Genomic DNA, 502 nt, shown 5'->3' on the forward strand with positions numbered 1-502 from the left:
ACGAGATGGGCTTCGCCCGCGCCGTCTCCGATCGCACCCTGTTCCTCGAGAAAGGCATGATCGTCGCCCAAGGCACCTCCCGTGAAATTCTCAGCAACCCGAGCAACGAGCGGATGCAGGATTTCCTCCGACGGGTTTCCCACGAGTGATGCCGGCCTCGGCCGCTGACGAAAAGCCCACCTTCAGGTGGGCTTTTCTTTGCCTAGAGATCGAGCGAAGTGCTCAGCGCCTGCGGCGCGGCGTCGCCTACCCACCAACGCAGGAGGGCGTCGATGCGCGTGCCGGGGGCGGCGCTCAGGCGGTTGCGCAGCGGGCAGCCGGCCTGGCCGGCGGGGAGTTTGCCGCGCTGGTGGCTGCGGGTGGTGCCGGCGGCGCCCGTCACATCGACTTCCAGCTCGAAACGCAACGGCCCGCCGAGGTCGGGAAAGCACAGTTCGAGTTCGGCGTGGCCCGGCGGTAGCGGCTGCAGACGCAGCTGCGGCGCGTCCGTCGCCGCCGAGAT

At 68.7% G+C, this 502-nt stretch carries 1 protein-coding gene; it reads right to left on the bottom strand.

Annotated elements, in window-relative coordinates; all coding sequences use genetic code 11:
• Positions 1–202: 202 nt before the first annotated feature.
• Positions 203–502: hypothetical protein (locus B2X67_RS13865; RefSeq protein WP_349677791.1), on the bottom strand; the 300-nt coding region annotated here is incomplete at its 5' end.

Source organism: Pseudomonas sp. UBA3153 (assembly GCF_002364635.1).
GTDB classification, from domain to species: Bacteria; Pseudomonadota; Gammaproteobacteria; order Pseudomonadales; family Pseudomonadaceae; genus Pseudomonas_O; species Pseudomonas_O kuykendallii.